This window comes from Fictibacillus iocasae (assembly GCF_042665465.1).
Taxonomy (GTDB): domain Bacteria; phylum Bacillota; class Bacilli; order Bacillales; family Fictibacillaceae; genus Fictibacillus; species Fictibacillus iocasae.
In genome coordinates, this window is sequence record NZ_JBHTCP010000013.1 from 1 (window position 1) to 13,533 (window position 13,533).

The following is a 13,533-nucleotide window of genomic DNA, read 5'->3' on the forward strand; positions in this document are numbered from 1 at the left end:
GGCCAGTTTTTGTGACAGCATGGAAAAGCACCTCCTTCAATGAGATACTTCTATCGTACCGGAGGTGCCATACAAGTTATATGCGTTGTTTGAATACGGGCTTACGATGTTCTTCATGTCAGGATTTTTTAATTTGAATTTTATAGGGATATAAAAAGCACTTACGCCTAAAAAAATGTAAGTGCTACGTTTGTAAATCGATCTTCCGCAATTTAATTCTACTCAACTGGACCCATAAATTCAGTGATAATGAGGATATGCTCTCTAAGTTTAACTTTCTTTAAGTTCTCTACTTTTTCAGGACCTCCTAAACCTAATAGAGGTGTATAGCCGAAGCATTCGTCATATTCGGGTTCACCATATTTTTCTATAGCGATTGGATAGGGCTGCCACATCAAATATTCGTCTCGGAATTTTTCTGAATCTAGACTCCTTAAAAATAAGAGGAAATTAGGAAAAAGAGTTTTTAAGACACCATATCTAAAGTTAAGCAATCTAACATAACCGTCCGCCCAAATAATTAAATCCCCCATGCTGGTTGCGAATAACACTATTGCATCTTTATATCTTTGACTGCATTCTTGCATAATATCAATGTACTCTTCCGGATTGACAACCTTTAAATAATCTTTCATATACGTACCAAAGCCGTAGTTCTTCCATAAAGCTATCACTTCTTTAGGCACTAGGTTTGAATATTTGTCTATAAACTCTTCTGGAACCTTTAGATGCAGTTCAAAGTCATATAAAATCTTCTCCATGCTATTACCCCTCAGTTTATTAATTTTACATTTAAATAAGTATTTTTTAATTCTGTAGATGTCATTTTTTTCGCTATTTCTCTTATCTGTTCATCAACTATATCAATTCTGTACCTCCATTGGGAACCTATTGAAGAGTTGATACCTTTATCACCCATTCCACCTATATTTTCAGGCATTCCTCCAGCAATTTGATCTGGATTATGAAGTGCAGCTTGTGTATTTAACCATGCTTTCGCTTCCTTTTCTGCTTCATCAAAGGATTTCCCTTCATCCATAAGTATCGTAATTTTGTCGAACAGAGCTTCTTCCCTTGCAGTTTGTTGAGCCGCATTCCCTTCTATAGCTCTACCTTTTGCAATATATCTTCCCCTATTTTTCAAGTACTCATCAACCGTTAGCTCATTCATCCCTATTTCTTGGTCTTTTAACTGCCGTGCAAATTCTTCTGGGTCGTGTTTAATGTTTCTGTTAAAGTGCACTTCAATTTCTTTCATTCTTGGTGCATGACTTAATGGTTTGTGACTGCCACCTTGATTTACAACTTCCTTTTTCCCAACCATCTCACCGACAGTTATCTTGTTCACGTTAAAATGATAATCAAAGAGAGGGAGTTGCCCTCCAGTTCCGACAGGTGATGTTAACATTACCTTTAACTCTGGTACCGGCAATTCAATTTTATAAATGCGATTCGCTACTGCCTTACGTACCGCATTCGCCTTCTCTACCTGGGCCTGCGCATACTCTTTGCTGACGACTTTGGCGTATTGCATCTTTGCGGCGATGTCAGTTTTGAGGCCGCGATAGGCGGCTTGGGCGTTAGCGGTCTGCGACATCGCAAATTCCTTGCCGTCCATTTTAGCGTATTGGACTTGAGCGGTGATGTCGGTTTTAAATCCTACGTAGGCGGACTTTGCGTTAGCCGCCTGATTTCTCACAAACTTCTTCACCGGCACTTTATCTAGAACAGCCGCAGCTCCTGTTACACCCATAATCGTAAACGCGTTGATTAGGCTCTGCTGGCGCTGTTCGTCGGTGAGCTTGTTGCCGAGGAGGTCTTCGCCTCTGAAGTACTCGCTGAACCCGTTGGCGGACACCGCGCCGTAGATGCCGTACTCTGCTTTTTGCAGGTAGCTCCAGGCATCTCCGTGCTTGTAGGCGTCTAGCGTGTTGGTTGTCGCTTTCATGCCTTTGGCTGCCTTAACACCGGTACTGACGCCTTTTACCGCGCGTCCACCCCAGCCGATAACCGGGATGTAGCCGGCGACCGCCATCGCGCCTGCCGAGATGCGCTCGCTCGTGGACAGCCGTTTTCCAGTGACCGGATCCACACCCAAGACAGCGCGCTTCGTGTCGTTTAACCCGGTGACCTCCGCTGCCATGAGGCAGAATGTGTCCCAAGACTTTTCGAGCAGCGGCTTGCTTTCCTGTTCCTTGATCTCTCGAGCAATTTCCCGTTCCTTTTTCTGTTCTTTTTTAAACGTTATGTAATTCGTGCTGTCCTGTTTGACCTTTTCGAGCGTCTGATGAATCTCGTCGGTTCGGTACGCCTCGGCGTTAAAATGGATAGGGGAAATGCTTTCGCCCTGCCGCGAGTGGTTCATGAGCGTCATGAACAGTGCACTCACGCTTCTCTCCGCATCAAGCGACGTGTTGTATTCGGCCGCAAGCTCTGTGTCAAAGCCTTGAACCTGAAGTGCGGTGTCGGCCCGCTTTTTCTGCGCATTTTCCATCAAATCGTTAAACGTGTCGGTGGAAAACGGAGTTAGTGAAACAAGATCACTCACAGAATTTAGTATCCTCTCGAGTGTATCATGCTGGTTGTCGACCATGTTCCGTGCTGTCTGAACGCCACGATGGACGCTCGAGTTCAGAAACTCTTCATAAACGACCGTTTTGCCCGAAAGCTCTCGTGCCTCAGCACCGCCCGGAATACTTTTCAAAAAGGCCGTATGGTGCTCGATGAATTCGAGCCACTTGTCCACGACATCACAGTGCGCCTCGTAAAACCCTTTAATCGCATCCGCTCCGTGACCTTGAAACTCAGTGTCATCCACTATTGTACGAAATGTTTTCTTCAGCTTCAAAAGCTGAACTCGTAAATCTGCATACTGTTCGACCCGCTCCTCCATCGCGTCGAACAGCGTAAGGCTCTCGTAGATTCTGCCCATTCTCCGGTTGCCCTCCATTCCCGCATTATTGAACACCCATTCAGTTAAAAATTACCATTATATTATATACCCCGTGACAAGGTAACGAAACGGACAAACCGACTGTTTATGTGCTGAATTTGTAGTAAGAGTTTACTGTTTTTAGGAAAGATTTTCTTTTTCCTGCCATAAAAATACCGGTTTTCCATCATGGCAAAAAAAAAGACAGACCAAGTCTGCCTTTTCCATTTCTATTATCACTGTCTAAACTCTATTAAAATATCTCGTATTCTTTTATCAAAACGAACGGGCCAACCACCGCGGTGATCCATTTTGGTAATAAAGAGGTTGTGGTCTTCTCTTACCGGTTCTGGGCATTTGAGCAGTTTTTCTCTAGCTGATTTGCTGGCGTTCTTGAACGTTTAACGTCAGACTGTTTCATACTTTTTGTGACTGTACCTCGGCAGCTCCCCAACCCACTCTGGAACCGCTGTTTCTTTCATGTTGATATAATCCGTACCTAGACTACTCCACAGCTCGTGGCGAATGGTGAGGAATAATTGATATATTTGTTCGTTTACTTCTGATACTGGCGATGTGTAATGGTATTCGTAATACGGCTGTTCACCATTTTGAATGAGGTCGGTACGGTGGGTTATTTTGGACTGGATCACAGCGTCTATTCCAAGCGCCTTTAATGGAGCAAGATATAACCGCATCACAACGGCCTCTACCTCTCCGTCGAGTATTTTCTTTTTGCCGCCTTTATACTGGATGGTGCCCAGCTGGATCTTTGCTTGAGGCAGCCCAAGCTTTTCTATTAGTTCTTTTGGAAGCTCGATGGCTGCACTTTCCACTGCGTTTTTCCCGCTTGCGATTAACTTCAGCTCGCAAAACTTTTCGCACAAAAAATGAAACAGCTCTTTACCTGACTCTAGCACCATCACCATTTTTTATCCCCCTATTAGCCTAGTTTATACGCTGCCCGAATCCTTCCAGACGATGAATACCCTAAAGTCTGGTTCTGCAAGTAAGACAGGACAGGCTGTTGATTCGGACAGTTCGATTCTTGAATATAGCGGTGCATATCTTCCCATGTCGCTCGTTTAAAGGTTCCGGCCGTCTGCACGATATGCTTTCCAAACTGGGACTCGATTTCGCGTTCTTTTTCATCGCGAACGAGATTGATCAGGTAAAATCGTTTCCCTTTTTGCTTTGCCATCCACGTTCCGAGCAGCCAGAAACGGAGCAGCTCGTATTTCTTCTCCCCAACGGCAATGCTCGTGAAGTCTGAACGAAACACCGTATCATAATGTTTATCATCCGCTTCTGTATAACACATTTCAACCGAGGCTCTAGATGGCATTGTATTGTTGCCGGACCCTGTTTTGCACTCTATGATAATCAAAGCCCCATCGGTTTCCAGGAGAACGTCCGGCTCGCTCCCTCTTGACGATCGTTCACCAAACACCTTGTGCGCTTGAAGCAACAGCGGATTCGTCCCTCCCGTACGTTCATCGAAACACCAATAATGAATCTTAGCATTGTCGGTACCACTCACCCCGATCGACGCCAAGTATCCCGGTAGCAAATTGTTTTTCTCTAAATAACGAAACGAATTCCACGTAACCGCATCCTCTGAATTGCTGCGCGCCAGCCGGTTTTCCCGCTTTTTCACGAGAATTTTCTCGAGTAATGCCAGATCCTCAGGAGCATCAGAGAGCAAGTTCGATGTATAGTGACTGTACTCAAAGGTCGTCGGAGACAAAAAGATTTGATGAGTGGGGCAAAGATACTTTTCATCTCGTACAAAGTGTTTCTTCTGGCGTTCAGCCGTGTGACGGCAGCCGCGGACCGGGCACTCCACCTGATCCGCGGTGTGGCTCACTTTCTCCTTTAACGTTTTGAGGTTATACATCTACATGCCTCCCTTATTTTAATAAGCTTCTCTGTAAAAACTCCAATACAGGCTCAAAATAACGCGCTCGGTTTCGTAAAGAGAACCCAGGATGGTAGGTGCGGTATGTATGGATTGGTAATTTATCATGTTTCAATTGAGCAAGAATCCTTGGATCAAAACCGTCCACCATCTCAAATGAAACACCTTCAAACGTCTGACGAATTCTTTCATCATAATACGGTCCTGTAAAAAAAATCATGACATCCGGCTCTAGCATTTCAATCTCGCTATGCAGAACAAGAAAACTAGAGCAAACGGCTTCTTCTACCGATTTACTCGGCCTCGTGTTGTTTTGATCAATTCTTATCAAATTTGTTGTCATAAACGTGTAGTCTGGGCTGTCAGGATTTAATGCTTTGTGAATCTCATGAGCTCCCTTCCAGAACGGTGCATGAGCCCATTTGTTGTCTTGGCGAAATTGAAGATACATGTTCTGCAGCTTCCGAACTGCTTCTTCCTTTTCAACCGTCAACAAGTCGGAGTACTTTTCCCAGCCGTTGGACTCTTTTCCAACGATCAGCACCTTATGCTTGTCTTCTATGTACCCAGGTACAACATCAATAAGCCAAGGCATGGACAGTTCAGAAATAGAAACCCCGCTCTGTTGTATGGCCTCCGTTAAGTAATCCCAGTGTTCCAAATAAGTAGATTCTAAAACTCTTTCTTTTGTCCTTTCCATACAGCACGCTCCTAGTTATTTCTTAAACACTTGTTTAAATGGTAGTTTTCACTTAATTCGTATTCTCAAGTTGAATATCCATATATGTCATTATTCTGTTTTAACATGTGCATTCCTTTCATCAACACAACCACATAGTGTTCTATTTAAGTGCTTCCTCATCCACCTGATTGCCTCTGTAAAATATTATGAATGAAACACAAGCTAAAATTTGTTGAAAATTGACCGATAATAACCAATGTAATCTACTGAAAAAGGAGTATGTTTTCTATGCAATTTATTATCATTATACTTATCATTTTTGGACTTATTATGTTAGTAAATAAGGGGCCGGTATCCATGCAAAACCTTTCATTCAATGCTCGAGTCGGAATCTTCTCACTGTTAATTGGAATTATCTTTAAATTTCTATCTTCTACCCAAAGTGTAAGCAGCTCAGGATATGGTGGGGAATCAGAGTCTTTTTTATTTTCAATGTTAACTACTTTTAGCAACCTGGCTTTCCTCGTTTCCATCGGCTGTTTAACGCTTGGATTATTTAGAATGTTCTTTTCAAATCGATAACTCGTTAAACTACGCATAAAAAGAAGCGTGAGACCTCGTCTCACGCTTCTTTTTGTACCTATGATGCTGTTATGGAATTTAGTACCCTAGCCTGACATCAGTACCGGACCCCGATTATGTTAACTAAAACAGTCAGCTGCTCAACAAAAAGGATGCAACGGATGTACCCATAACCATTGCCCAGAATAAGATCGTTCGATTGAGTCTTGCCATCTTCGGCTGCAGCAGCTTTTCTAAAACGGTAAAGATAATCCAGATCATAACAAAGTTACCGGCAAAAAATACTAGAAAGGTTAGTAGTGTATTCATTTCTTCATACTCCTTATGGGCATAAATGATAGCTTCTTTATTAGATGAACGCAAAAAGCGGGTTGCTCTGTGCAGCAACCCGCTTTTCTCACTTCTTTATTGAAGTGCAGGTATGGCCGTGTGTCTGAAGCTCTCTTGACATCGTAAAATTAGCAAGTCCAGTTCCTGGCTTAGGGCTATGATTTTGTTATCTGTCAGCTGTTTCGATGTATGATAGTGTGCATATAGTTCTTCACGCTTTAACGCAATTAACTGTATCAAGTCTTGCTCATTCAAAGGACTTTCCGACCTTTCCTCAAAAAATTTTAACTTGATTGTACCATACATACAGGAAAAATTATACATAAGTGTAAACTATTTTACTTTTCTAGCTAACAAAAACAAGCAGGGGTCCGGTACCTTGGTACCGGACCCCTGCTTGGACTGCTTGTAAGCTTGTTAAATCGCGTATTTCTGAAGCTCTAATATATGCTCTAATCCTGCGTGTGCGGTTGCAAATGTGGGGATGGAGGAGTCGAGGCTTTGAATCGTGATAGCGAGTTCTGTCGAGATGCCGATGATAATGCATTGTGCACCGAGCAAGTGAAGGCAGTCGCTAAGGTTTTGAATGGTCCTTTTAATCCCGTCATCAAAGGAATGCAGGCCGACCAAACTGATTAGCACATATCGAATGCGGCTGGATGTGCATTCATTCAGCACTGACGTAATCATTCGTTCCGCGCGTTCATCATCAAAGCTTCCGATCAGCGGAAGGGCAATGGTGTCTTTCCAAATTTTAAGGATTGGAACTGAGAGATCCTGCAGCAGCTTTTCTTTTTACCGCTCCTCTTCGGCCTTTGTCGTGACGTCCATTAGCATTACCACATAGCCCTCGATTTCATTTATCTCGTTCTTGATGGTTGTGACGACGATATCCGCTACAAAACGGTCTTTTATTTTAATTCTTGCCCGGTGACCTTCTGTCAGGTTCTCCATAATGTGCTGCTGATAGCTGGGCTGCTTGTGAAACCGGTCCATGCTCATACCAATTAAATCCTCGGGACTGGATAGACCGTATAAAGGAACAACCACTTCAAATAAACGTGCCGCATACGCATTCATCCACCGTATCGTAAAGCTTTTGTCTGCAATAATAATGTTCTCGCCAATGCTGTCCAGTACGTTACCCATACGAAAATTTCCGGGCAGCTTTCCGACCGCTTGCATACCATCACCTGATTTCCCCAAATTAATTCTCTATATGACCAAACGTATCTCTATACCCTTCCATAGCAATGTTGAAACAAAACCTAGGGGGTCCGGTACACATGGTACCGGACCCCCACTAAAATTTTTACATCAGCTCAAATTCTACACCCGGAGGATAGAGTGTGACGTACTCTTCTTCACTGTTTTCATAGGCGATTTTCACCGTGCTGTCCAGCAGCTCGTTTTCACGCAGTTCTTCCAAGGTCGCCTGAAGCGCCTTTTCTGGGTCTACTACATAGCAGAATATGTTCGTTGTTCCGCTGCCCACGTCACCGCCGTCGCAATGGCCGTTGCCTGTCCAGCCGAGTGCTTCGTTCATGATGTCTTCTGCGATGTGCCTTTTCTCCAAAGCCTCATCCGCTTTATCCGGTGTGTAACTGAACTGCACGACGAACTCGATCAACTCGTCTTCGTCCAGCTCCTCGTACCCGTTTTCCATCTGTTCGGACGCGAGCCGCTCCATTTCCTTTGCCGGCTTGTCGAACATGCCGAGCTTAATCTCTTCTGCTTCGCCTCGGTCACCGACTGTGCCATAATGAACCGTCAGCAGTTTGCCATCGTTCCACACTTCCCAATATAGCCATGCATTATTCGTTTTCTTCAGCAGTTTCATCATCAATCATCTACTCACCTTCCATTAATTGTTATATACTAATAACATCATCATTGAAAAGAGGACTTCATCTATGAACAAAAATCATTCGCCTTATTTTACTTATTTTTACGGTTCCTCACTGAGTTTTATCGCCTTTCTTCTTATTGTACTCCTGTTTCCACTCGCACTGAAAGACTTTGATGACCTATGGTTCAGTTACTTTCTTGTCACCTTTTGGGGAATACCGTTCGTGTATGTGACCACACTGATCGCCTATGGAAGTTATTTCGTGGTAAAGCGTTTCAATCCTTCTTGGAAACTATCACTCCACCTATTTATTTCCGCTTTGTCGATTGCCGTGCTGTTCGCGATTGGTTTTTCAGAAGACTCCGTGTTTAGCCCGCTTCTTGTCGCCATAATCGGCGGAGCGGCTGCGTTTCTTTTAGGAACAAAGGCAAAGAAATCGGCAGGATCGTATGTTGTCACACTCATTCCTGTCCTGCATCTTGCTGGAGTCGTTCTCGTATCGGTTATCTTCAATTAATAAACGGCACTTACGAAAAGCGGTTTGCTGGAATGGTGAAAATTCTCATTACATTTATTCTATGTTCCATCGCATCTTACGTAGCCATAATGGGCGAGCACACTCACATTCGATCATCCTTCCGAGGGAGCTGGCGTTGGTTTTGGAATGGCCTTTGTAATCGTCTATAGCATTCCCGTTGCCCTGGTGGCCGGCTTTTTTGTCGCCAGTTTCGTTGGCGTCATTTATTTGTTAAACAAAGACCCCGATACCTTTCAAGATGAAGCAGGAAACAAGGAATGACAAACAAGCTCCTTAACGGCCATTGCCATTGAGGAGCTTTTACATTCTGGTATGTCGTCGCACTCACACACGCTTCTTCATCTCGTTCAAACTATACAGCGCCATATCCCGCACGTCTCTGTTCTTGCTCAGAGAAAACTCGTCCAGCATCTCGCGCAGTTCACCATCCTCGATGATTCCTTTGTTGTCGCCTTGTGAACAGCACACAAGAAAAAGCAGGAGGTTAAAGTGAACCTTGGACAGAGCGTGCACTTTCATTTTTCGTACCATATATCGAATCAACTCATGATTGGTAGAAAGGACTTTCGTAAACAAGCGGTCAATCTCGCCTGGCTTCCCTTTCTCTATCATCTGGTCGATTTTTAGATAAAACTCGCTGATTTGCTCCTGACTGAGCGTGTCCTCTGTTTCAGGGCGTTCTTCTATCTCATCCTGAAGTCCGTCGATAAAGGACGCAAAGTCAGGCGCGAGCAGGATTTCCTTCTTTTCATCCACATCGATAAACACAACAGCCGGCTGCTTTTTGCGGCGATAGTCCAAGCAAATGAACAGTGGCGGTTCTGCCGATAGGATGATGACCTTCTTGCTGCGAATGCCCCATTCACGACGCAGATAGTCGTTGTCGAGCAGTCCAGGCTCCGCACCGAGACCGAGCAGGTGATCCACACAAACGGAGTTGTTCGCCCAGCTGTTCGGAACACTAGTCGGAAAATATTTCTTCTTTAACGCAAATCCATTCCGCTCTCTCATCAGCTGGAGATAAGCGTCAGGCAACACGACGCCTAACTCGTTCTGTACCGCCGTCACCAGCTCATCTGTAACTTCTCCTTTATAATAAGCATCCTTTTCTTTTTCATAGAGCATGTTCATCACTCCCACCGCTTTTTTCCCTTTTATCGGTTGAAAAGGCTATTGGCATTACAGAAAAAAAGAGCACCGCCTCAGCGTGTGCTCATGATTCTCCTATCGATTTTCTCTCCACATTGACTGTATCTCTCACAATGTAGATCGGGCGGTTCTTGCTTTCGTCGTAGATGCGGGCGATGTATTGTCCGACGATTCCTAAGCCGAGCAGCTGAATGCCGCTGAAAAAGGTGATGGCGACCATGAGGGATGCCCAGCCTGCTTCGACGGACTGTCCCGTCAGCTTGACGACGATGGTATAGATGAGAACGCAGAGCGAGATCAGCACGGAGATGAATCCGAGCGTCATCACTAATCGCAGCGGTTTGGCCGAAAAGGCGATGATCCCGTCCGTCGCGAACTTGATCATTTTCTTAAAAGGATACTTCGTTTCACCGGCGAAGCGCTCGTCGCGTTCGTATTCGATGTATGTCTGATTATAGCCGATCCAAGAAAACATCCCGCGCACGAAACGGTTTCGCTCTGTCATGTTCTTGAAGACGTCGGCCACTTTTCGGTCAATGATCCGGAAGTCTCCTGTGTCCTTAGGAATATAGATATCCGACATCCAGTTCAGAAACTTGTAGAAATATTTCGCCGTCACGAGCTTGAACCACGACTCACCGTTCCGCTTCTTTCGTTTCGCATAAACGATCTCATAGCCTTCCTGCCATTTCGCGATCAGCTCTGGAATGACTTCTGGTGGATCCTGCAAATCAGCATCAATGATAACGATCGCATCGCCTGTTGAATAGTCAATGCCTGCGGTCACAGCCGTCTGATGACCAAAGTTACGGGCGAAATCCACGATCTTCACGTGTCTGTCGGCTGCCGCGATTTCTTTTAAAATGGATAGCGTTTTGTCTGTGCTGCCGTCATTGACGAACACAAATTCATACGAAATGTGGTTTGTTTCCATGACGGACTTAAGCCGTTTATAGCATTCGCGAGCCACATCTTCTTCAAAGTACATCGGGACTACGACTGAAATGAGCTTTTCCAAACATAACATCCTTTACATTGAGGTTTTTTTGGTTTCGAACGTCCACATTTTGTTAATCAGGTAGTTGACCACCATACCGCATCCGGTTGCTATTACCTGTGCTGTGACTTTATGCAGCGATCCATACGTGACGCCTGCATAAAGCAGCAGAGAGGTGATGGACAGCGTTAATAGATTCACGGCGATAAATCTCATGAAGACAGTCGTGTTCTTGTCGTGCGCTTTGCTGTTGAACACCCAGTTTTTGTTCCAATAATAGCTGTTGCAAACGCCTAGCGCGTACGCCAGCACATTGGCGGCCATGTAGTGAAGCCCGCCATACACGAAGAGCGTGTAGCTCGCAATGGTAATTGCAGTGTTCACGATGCCGACAGCGCCGAATTTAATAAACCTGGACATAGAGCTTCAAGCCCTTCATTTATGGTTTTCTCTTAAAAATTTCGTAATACGCATTCTCATGAACAACGTCGTATTCTTTCTTCACGAGATTGTTCAGGTCATCGCTTTTATAATAACGCATCGGTGTAAGGCCAGCATCCACTAGATATTTCATGCGAATCACCGTGTCTGGCAGCCCGTTTTCCGCTAAATAATCGGAGTGAATTTCACGGTTAATGGAATAATAGAAGATCCAAATCGTGTTCCCGGCAGGCTTACGGTCGGAGAACAAATAACCGGCAGGAAAATGATTATAGTAGAAAATCGTTTCGCCTTTTTTGGAAAACGTATCAAGATCCTTGCTCAGTGTCTTCATGAACGTCATCTTTTCCTCGCTCGTGTACAGCCCTTTATAAGGTCCATCTTCTACCTTTTGTGTCAGCTGATGAATTGGCTGATCGCGGTATACACTTTGCTGCTGCAGCCAAATTAATGAAGCCATTATAAAGACCGGCGCCGAGAAAATCGCCACATGTTTAAACAACTGTTTAACTTTTGTCTTTTCCACACTATGCAAAAGCAGGACCGTCATGGCGATAAAGGCTGGGAAGAAGCCAAGCCCCGCGGCAATGTACCCGTTGCTGCTCGACCAAAGATACGTGACACCCGCAAAAAAGGAAGGAAGAAAGATCAGCACAACCATCTTTCGGACCGTTTCATCACGGCGATGAATAAAATAGAAAAATGGCAGAAGCATGCTGTAATTTGTCACCCAAATGAGCGAGCGAAAAGCGACCGGTTCTTCCGAATGAAAGGGATAGCTGAAGACTGGAAGAAGCATGAGTGCGGCGAGAGACACCGCGTTATATTTTTTGAATAGGAGTGCTGCCGCCGCCAAGACAAGTATCGTACCCCATTTATAATGGTAAGAAGTGAACCAGAGCGAGATGTGGTCCGCGATTTTTTCGATACCGCCGCCTTGTTTGCCGACATATCCGAGGTTTTCAATAAAATACAAGACATGGTCCACTCCGGCAACCGCCATCATGATGAGAACGGGAGAAGCGGCTATGAAACTGCCGGCGATGAATAGAAACCACGCTCGTAATTTCGATAGCCGGACAAGGTAAAGAAACAGCAGCAGCACATACAGAACAAATGGTATGACTAAGGTTGGATAAGAGACGACCGACAGCCCTATGAGCAAGCCGGAAAGTGCAAAATAGAGTGGTCTTTCGCGATGGGAAAGAGCGTGATACGTGATGAAAAGGCCGAGCGTTAAAAATCCGCAGCTTAACGTGTTGTATCCGAGTGCCGGAATATTCAGCGGTATAAAGGCGATGACGATCGCGGAAGATAGAATAGCAGAGTGAACGGATATGACCCGCTTTAATATAAAAAACAGAACGACAGCGACAAGCAGGAAGAACCCTAGAAACAAATGCCGATTATAGAGGATGATCCCTTCCGTCCCGCCGGTCACGAGGTGAAACAGCTTCACGAACGGAAAAAGCAGCAGGCTCGGAAACGTTAAGAAATTCATCTCATCAATAAACGGCCGCATTCCGAGAGCAAACTCATACGGTATACCGGTATAGAAAGCTTCATCCGTAAAATCCACCCCATAATAAAGGCGGTAATAGGTGAACGCCAGCGACGCAATCGCCGCGACCACGGCAAGAACAAGAAGAATTATAGAATTCTTGTGTTTAGCTATCATGAAAACAATCATCCTCATACACAGTCATATAAAAAATTAATACTATACCTGAAACGATGGGATTGCAACCTCTCATAAACATTAGTTTATCAGCCAGTCTACCCAATATTTTCATGATTGTTACAAAAGATATATTCATTCCATACTTAATAATTAAAAACGAACTACCTTAAAGATACCTAAATGTCAAAGCTAAATAAAAAGTTCCCCTAGTAACTTTGTTATATGTGTTACTTGACATTAATTAATTATTCCACTAAGCCTTTTTAAATTACTTTAAAAACATTACCATTTTTTTATATACGTGATAAAATATGGTACATAATATCTATTTTTTTGAAAATTTGATACGTAATTAAATAAAGATGGAGACGTAAAGCTAACGGGCAAAAATAAAATTAGTATTACGCTAGCTAGTTACCGTGTATTAATGAAAC

The 13,533-nt window shown here is 44.2% G+C and carries 15 protein-coding genes; 1 reads left to right on the plus strand and 14 read right to left on the minus strand.

Annotated elements, in window-relative coordinates; translation table 11 throughout:
- Positions 1-218: 218 nt before the first annotated feature.
- The 10 genes from ACFQPF_RS06710 to ACFQPF_RS06755 form a co-directional block, all read right to left on the minus strand.
- Entirely contained in the window at positions 219-761 is a 543-nt protein-coding gene (locus ACFQPF_RS06710) for a T6SS immunity protein Tdi1 domain-containing protein (protein ID WP_379747858.1), read from the minus strand.
- An 11-nt stretch (positions 762-772) separates the two neighbouring features.
- Complete coding sequence (locus ACFQPF_RS06715; RefSeq protein WP_379747860.1) at positions 773-2,932, minus strand: polymorphic toxin type 15 domain-containing protein; 2,160 nt, start codon at positions 2,930-2,932, stop codon at positions 773-775.
- A 407-nt stretch (positions 2,933-3,339) separates the two neighbouring features.
- A complete protein-coding gene (locus ACFQPF_RS06720) occupies positions 3,340-3,861 on the minus strand; it encodes a hypothetical protein (RefSeq protein WP_379747862.1) in 522 nt (173 codons plus the stop codon).
- 14 nt (positions 3,862-3,875) lie between these two features.
- Positions 3,876-4,829 (minus strand): hypothetical protein, encoded by a 954-nt coding sequence (locus ACFQPF_RS06725; protein ID WP_379747864.1) that lies wholly within the window; start codon positions 4,827-4,829, stop codon positions 3,876-3,878.
- A 13-nt stretch (positions 4,830-4,842) separates the two neighbouring features.
- Positions 4,843-5,550, minus strand: coding sequence for a hypothetical protein (locus ACFQPF_RS06730; RefSeq protein WP_379747866.1), 708 nt, complete (start codon positions 5,548-5,550; stop codon positions 4,843-4,845).
- Between the two features lie 696 nt (positions 5,551-6,246).
- Positions 6,247-6,423, minus strand: a complete 177-nt coding sequence (locus ACFQPF_RS06735; RefSeq protein ID WP_379747868.1) for a hypothetical protein — start codon at positions 6,421-6,423, stop codon at positions 6,247-6,249.
- 96 nt (positions 6,424-6,519) lie between these two features.
- The gene (locus tag ACFQPF_RS06740) at positions 6,520-6,768 is read right to left on the minus strand and encodes a Spo0E family sporulation regulatory protein-aspartic acid phosphatase (protein ID WP_379747870.1); all 249 of its coding nucleotides are present in this window, start codon (positions 6,766-6,768) and stop codon (positions 6,520-6,522) included.
- Between the two features lie 93 nt (positions 6,769-6,861).
- On the minus strand, positions 6,862-7,230 hold the full coding sequence (locus ACFQPF_RS06745; protein WP_379748465.1) for an STAS domain-containing protein: 369 nt from the start codon (positions 7,228-7,230) through the stop codon (positions 6,862-6,864).
- Positions 7,231-7,239: 9 nt separating this feature from the next.
- On the minus strand, positions 7,240-7,593 hold the full coding sequence (locus ACFQPF_RS06750; protein ID WP_379747872.1) for a nitrogen regulation protein NR(II): 354 nt from the start codon (positions 7,591-7,593) through the stop codon (positions 7,240-7,242).
- A 163-nt stretch (positions 7,594-7,756) separates the two neighbouring features.
- Positions 7,757-8,287 carry a hypothetical protein gene (locus ACFQPF_RS06755; RefSeq protein WP_379748467.1) on the minus strand — a complete coding sequence of 177 codons (531 nt, stop codon included), beginning with the start codon at positions 8,285-8,287 and terminating at the stop codon, positions 7,757-7,759.
- Between the two features lie 70 nt (positions 8,288-8,357).
- On the opposite strand from ACFQPF_RS06755, the gene ACFQPF_RS06760 reads away from it, so the two are divergent.
- Positions 8,358-8,810 carry a hypothetical protein gene (locus tag ACFQPF_RS06760; RefSeq protein ID WP_379747874.1) on the plus strand — a complete coding sequence of 151 codons (453 nt, stop codon included), beginning with the start codon at positions 8,358-8,360 and terminating at the stop codon, positions 8,808-8,810.
- Between the two features lie 345 nt (positions 8,811-9,155).
- On the opposite strand, the gene ACFQPF_RS06765 is transcribed toward ACFQPF_RS06760, so the two are convergent.
- The 4 genes from ACFQPF_RS06765 to ACFQPF_RS06780 all read right to left on the minus strand — a co-directional run bounded on the left by ACFQPF_RS06765 (position 9,156) and on the right by ACFQPF_RS06780 (position 13,096).
- Entirely contained in the window at positions 9,156-9,956 is an 801-nt protein-coding gene (locus ACFQPF_RS06765; protein WP_379747876.1) for an SMI1/KNR4 family protein, read from the minus strand.
- Positions 9,957-10,044: 88 nt separating this feature from the next.
- Positions 10,045-10,998: a glycosyltransferase family 2 protein gene (locus tag ACFQPF_RS06770; protein ID WP_379747878.1), complete on the minus strand. Its 954-nt coding sequence runs from the start codon at positions 10,996-10,998 to the stop codon at positions 10,045-10,047.
- A 12-nt stretch (positions 10,999-11,010) separates the two neighbouring features.
- Positions 11,011-11,397, minus strand: a complete 387-nt coding sequence (locus ACFQPF_RS06775; protein WP_379747880.1) for a GtrA family protein — start codon at positions 11,395-11,397, stop codon at positions 11,011-11,013.
- A gap of 19 nt (positions 11,398-11,416) precedes the next feature.
- Positions 11,417-13,096, minus strand: coding sequence for a hypothetical protein (locus ACFQPF_RS06780; RefSeq protein WP_379747882.1), 1,680 nt, complete (start codon positions 13,094-13,096; stop codon positions 11,417-11,419).
- Positions 13,097-13,533 lie beyond the last annotated feature (437 nt).